This window comes from Nocardia sp. NPDC060220, assembly GCF_042727815.1.
Taxonomy (GTDB): Bacteria; Actinomycetota; Actinomycetes; order Mycobacteriales; family Mycobacteriaceae; genus Nocardia.
This window is the reverse complement of record NZ_JBHWZY010001360.1, coordinates 1-1119: the sequence shown is the minus strand read 5'-3', so window position 1 is coordinate 1119 and position 1119 is coordinate 1. Positions and strand designations below refer to the sequence as shown.

At 67.5% G+C, this 1119-nt stretch carries 1 protein-coding gene; it reads right to left on the bottom strand.

The genetic code is table 11. The features are described from left to right. On the bottom strand, positions 1–1119 hold a 1119-nt coding region (locus ACFWF3_RS36785), incomplete at both ends, for an AMP-binding protein (protein WP_379318856.1).

The following is a 1119-nucleotide window of genomic DNA, read 5'->3' as shown; positions in this document are numbered from 1 at the left end:
ATCTTGCCGCTGCGGGTCTTGGGCAGTTCCGGCACGATGTGGATTTCGCGTGGCCGCGCGATCGGGCTGATCTCCTTGGACACCTGCGCCTTCAGCTCGGCGACCAGTTCGGGCCCCGCCGACGCCGCGGCCTCGCCGGTGAGGATCGTGAACGCGACGATCCCCTGCCCGGTGGTCGCGTCGGTGGCGCCGACCACCGCCGCCTCGGCGACTGCTGGATGCCCCACCAGCGCGGACTCGACCTCGGCGGTGGAGATGCGGTGTCCGGAGACGTTCATGACGTCGTCGACCCGGCCGAGCACCCACAGGTCGCCGTCGGCATCGAGCTTGGCGCCGTCGCCGGCGAAGTACCATCCCTGCTCGGCGTAGCGCTCCCAGTAGGTGGCGCGGTAGCGATCCATATCGCCCCAGATGCCGCGCAGCATCGACGGCCACGGCTTGTCGAGCACGAGGTAGCCGTTGGCCTCGGTCTCACCGAGTTGCACCGGTTTGCCCTCTTCGTCGACGACCGTCGCGGAGATGCCGGGCAGCGGGCCCATCGCGGCGCCCGGTTTGGCCGCGGTGACGCCGGGCAGTGGCGCGATCATGATGGCGCCGGTCTCGGTCTGCCACCAGGTGTCGACGATGGGAGTCTTGTTCGCGCCGAAGACTTCCCGGTACCAGCGCCAGGCTTCGGGGTTGATGGGTTCGCCGACGGAGCCGAGCAGTCGCAGGGTGCTCAGGTCGTGGGCGTCGGGGATCTCCCGACCCCATTTCATGAAGGTGCGGATCAGGGTGGGTGCGGTGTAGTAGATGGTGACGCCGTACTTCTCGATGATCTGGAAGTGGCGGTGTTCGTCGGGGGAGTTGGGGGTGCCTTCGTAGACGACCTGGGTGGCGCGGTTGGCGAGGGGGCCGTAGACGATGTAGCTGTGTCCGGTGACCCAGCCGATGTCGGCGGTGCACCAGTAGACGTCGTCTCCGGCTTTGTGGTCGAAGACGTTGTGGTGGGTGTAGGCGGTTTGGGTGAGGTATCCGCCGGTGGTGTGCAGGATGCCCTTGGGTTTTCCGGTGGTGCCGGAGGTGTAGAGGATGAACAGCGGGTGCTCGGCGGGGAAGGGCTGTGCTTCGTGGGAAGGC